This window comes from Gordonia sp. i37 (assembly GCF_002043085.1).
Taxonomy (GTDB): Bacteria; Actinomycetota; Actinomycetes; order Mycobacteriales; family Mycobacteriaceae; genus Gordonia; species Gordonia polyisoprenivorans.
The window spans coordinates 1-3279 of the sequence record NZ_MVPX01000617.1 but is presented as its reverse complement, the minus strand read 5'-3'; the positions used below and the strand labels follow the sequence as shown (position 1 = coordinate 3279).

Sequence of the window (3279 nt, the reverse complement as noted above, 5' to 3'; positions counted from 1 at the left end):
CGTGCTGCTCCCATACCAACATTCTCCTGGTGAGATCACGGTCTCCACCAGACCCAGGACGGTTCAGACCGAGCAGCATTACCCGTACGCCGTCACAGACATTCCCAGCGGGCGCACCCTCCTACGGTTCACCGAGGGCGAGGCCCTGCACGTCGCCGAACACCTCTTCATTCGGGCAGGCGCTCAGAACCGTGACCGCGCAATCTCGCATCTCACACGGGTAGTCGACGCGCTGACGGGGGAGCAGTAAGTGGCACGGCTCAAATGGAAACGCCACACACCGATCCTGGTCGCCGGAATCCCCGGCAACCCCGTACATCTGATCGAATTGCGTGCCACCAGCGCTGATCTGGTGCTGTCGCTCAGCGTGGATGAAGCCATGCGTGCAGGGGAACAACTACTCACCACGGCTGCCCGTTTCGACCAAGACGGCGCAATCCGGCACCTGACAAGCGCTGTTGACCGGGTGATGCGCTCTGAAGGGAACAACTGACATGGCTACACAACAATTGCTGGCGACCGTAGATCGACTCACCACCCGACTCGGGATCACGCTAGAAGCAGGCACCGCCGACTACGCGAGGGCGGAAACCGCACTCTGGGATGCCTCTGTCCGTGCTGTCGAGATCACCGAGCAGGACTGGTCAGGTCCGGGTGAGACCGTCCCTGATGAGGTGGTACGGATCGTGTTGGCTTGTGCTCAACGCCTTTACCGTAATCCTGACAGGTTCGTGCAAAACCAGGCAGGCACCTTTGGGGCGACGCTACCGGCGTCCGACTTCACCACGGGCGACATTCTGCTTGCCGCCGAGAAGGCTTCACTAGCAAAGCACAAGCCGCGTCCCGGCACCGTTTGGACAATTGCTTCGACCCGTGAAGACGGCTCAGTGATCCTGGAGCCCGAACAACCGAGCGCTTATGTCGCAGATGGCATAAATCAGGGGCTCGGTGACCCTTTTTTCGTTGGAAATGCCTGGGCGAATGGCCCGTGGTGACCCACTCCCAACACTTCACTGAAAGACACACGATATGCCGATAACTCCGCAATCATTCCCTGGCCGCGACAAACGTTCCATCACCACGATGGCCCCGGTACTGAACATGCTGGGACTGCTCGCAGACGACGACCTCGACCGAGTACACACCCTGATCGAACGCGCTGAGATGGCGTCGCGGACCGCTCACGAGGCCGCAGCGCTCACCCTTGCCGCAGCGACGACAGCCGGAACGAAACTGGCTGCCGACGAGAAGACCGATCCTGTCCGCATCCTCAAAGCCGCGACCGATCTGCCATCCCAGAACGCTGTCGACGCGGTGGCAACCACCATTTACGAAACCTGTATCCGTTCCGCGCGGGATTTGGCGTTCGCCAACGCAGGCCAGATCGCCGGCACCCTCACCGAGCAGTACGAGCAGATCAGCGAAGAGTTCCACGCCCTCGACCTCGGCGGTGTCCGATCCGATCGGGCCGCGATCGACGCGGGCAAGGTCGACGCATTCAGGCAGTTCCATGAGTTGCAGGACCGCTACACCGCTCTGCGCGAGATTCAAGCGCTGGCGCGCGACAACCATCTAATCGCAGTGCCGCGCATCGACTCGGAACACGGCGAGCACTGGCGCTATCGTCTGCCGAAAGATCGGATGCAAGCTCTCGGGGCTGACGAACTCGGCACGTTCGCTGAGGAGATGCGGCGGCGACCGTACTGCCCGACCAGCCGGGACGAAGCTCTGGCGATCGGCGCAGGGTGGGGGAACGCGGCATGACCATCTTCGATCCCGAAGTGGCAGCGATCATCGCTGACCATGCCGACGACATCGACCCTGATCCTGACGCCGATGAGACCACCGATCCCGGCCTTGTCGAGCGGCTGTTCCGGGGACTGAACCTGTGAGGCGACGATGACGTTACGTACCTGCCGCAGGTGTCGAAAGAAGTTCCTCACCGGGGCCACTTACGTGCGGTACTGCGCGGACTGCCGCACATTCATGAAACCAGTTCCGGCGTGACCAACAAACACTGTCCACAGTGCGACACGGTGAAGAAGGCGACGGAATTCCCGAAAGATAAATACAAGAAGGATGGTTTAGCAAGTAAATGCAGTGCGTGTGATCGTGTGCAATCCGCCGACTACTATGACCGTAATCGAGACTTAGTGTTGGCGCGTCAGAGTGCCCGTTACTGGCGGAACGAAGCGCAGAAACTCCGATCAATCATTCACGCCTCAGAACGGCTGTAAACCAACGAATGAGATTCCCCTTAGTCGACTATGGCTAGGGGAATTTCCTTTGTATATGGGCAAATGGGCCGGGTTTATCGGGTGTTCTCGCGTAGCGTTTGGCGCTCAGAGAGAAACGGGCGCTGGGAGGCAGATATGGACCGGGGATTGCCGGCGGGGAGGCACCCCCCACCCTGCGAGGCTGTGAACAGCACAAATGACACTCGATGGCCCGTCGTCTTGGGTGCAGTTCACGGGTCTGTCATCCGCACGAGGGACGTGTGTTTCGGCGTCTGAGAGCGATTCTGACGGGCTTCTCTGGGGCCACCCTCTGATGGTGGGTAGGCGACAATTCGCGGCGTGAGACACGCGATTAGAGTCCGGGGTTGCGCTTTTCTCGATGGCATGTTGTAGTGGGTTTGTCGCCGCAAAAGTCTCGGCACATTCCCCCGCTCCAATTCCCTATTTCTGGGAGAGGTGTTCCTCATGTTGCAAATTCTGGTCGTCATCGCTCTGTCGGCTGTTGGTGTGTTCGCTGCGCTTGCCTGTTACGGTTCGCATCTCGAACAACATCCCGAGAAAACCGTGATGGGTGCCGAGCTTCAGCGGCACTATCGGGCGGTGGTGGAACGGTCGATGGCGAGTGCGTATGACGCTGGCGTGTGCGATGGGCGGATGCGGGCGGTGGCTGAAGTGTTCGCCGAGCAACCCGGCCTGTCTGGCGCTGTCGCCGCGCCCGTACCTGTCGTGCCTGCCGAACCTGACGACGAGATCACCGACGTGATCAATCTCGATGAGATGCGCGCCGACCATGACACCGATGGCGAGTGGTGGCGTCAGGCCGCTGGTGTCTGACCTGTGGTATCCGACCCGACCGTCACTCTCGAATGGAGAACCCGGCCATGAGCACTGCCCACCACATGAACGCATCCGATCGGTTCGCCTGCGAAGCTGCCCGCTATCTGATCCGACGTGTCGATGGTCTCGGCAACGGTAAGGATAGTGCCCCGTGGAGTGGTGGACTTCGGATCGGCGTGGACTCACGCGTAGTGATCAACGAGTC

General features: G+C 60.4%; 5 protein-coding genes. All 5 read left to right on the top strand.

Annotated elements, in window-relative coordinates; genetic code table 11:
• Positions 1 to 250 precede the first annotated feature (250 nt).
• The 5 genes from B1964_RS28785 to B1964_RS28770 all read left to right on the top strand — a co-directional run bounded on the left by B1964_RS28785 (position 251) and on the right by B1964_RS28770 (position 3071).
• The gene (locus tag B1964_RS28785) at positions 251 to 493 is read left to right on the top strand and encodes a hypothetical protein (protein WP_079932228.1); all 243 of its coding nucleotides are present in this window, start codon (positions 251 to 253) and stop codon (positions 491 to 493) included.
• Between the two features lies 1 nt (position 494).
• The gene (locus B1964_RS28780) at positions 495 to 995 is read left to right on the top strand and encodes a hypothetical protein (RefSeq protein WP_079932227.1); all 501 of its coding nucleotides are present in this window, start codon (positions 495 to 497) and stop codon (positions 993 to 995) included.
• A 169-nt stretch (positions 996 to 1164) separates the two neighbouring features.
• Positions 1165 to 1764: a hypothetical protein gene (locus B1964_RS28775; RefSeq protein ID WP_139765949.1), complete on the top strand. Its 600-nt coding sequence runs from the start codon at positions 1165 to 1167 to the stop codon at positions 1762 to 1764.
• Entirely contained in the window at positions 1761 to 1892 is a 132-nt protein-coding gene (locus tag B1964_RS31500; protein ID WP_290440752.1) for a hypothetical protein, read from the top strand. Before B1964_RS28775 ends, B1964_RS31500 begins: the two co-directional genes overlap by 4 nt.
• A gap of 810 nt (positions 1893 to 2702) precedes the next feature.
• Positions 2703 to 3071 (top strand): hypothetical protein, encoded by a 369-nt coding sequence (locus B1964_RS28770; protein ID WP_139765948.1) that lies wholly within the window; start codon positions 2703 to 2705, stop codon positions 3069 to 3071.
• Positions 3072 to 3279: the final 208 nt, after the last annotated feature.